Source organism: Chryseobacterium sp. L12, assembly GCF_056133985.1.
On sequence record NZ_JBVYOF010000042.1, the window covers coordinates 1 to 209 of the forward strand.

General features: G+C 42.6%; 1 protein-coding gene. It reads left to right on the forward strand.

All coding sequences use genetic code 11. From position 1 onward, the window contains the following. A partial coding sequence (locus AC0NBN_RS17200) for an Arm DNA-binding domain-containing protein (RefSeq protein WP_474468926.1) occupies positions 1-209 on the forward strand: 209 nt, incomplete at both ends.

Here is a 209-nt window from a genome sequence, read left to right on the forward strand (position 1 = left end):
ATGGCACGTATTACCATTGATGGAACAGCTAAAACTTTGGGAACAAAGTTAGAAATTAACCCGAAAAATTGGGATTTAAAATACGGAAGAGTTGAGGGCAAGAGTGCCACCGCTTTGAACATTAACCAAAAGCTGGATAACGTACGGGGTCGTATCGACAAGATTTACGAAGATATGCTGAAGCACGAGGGTTTTGCGACCGCACAGAA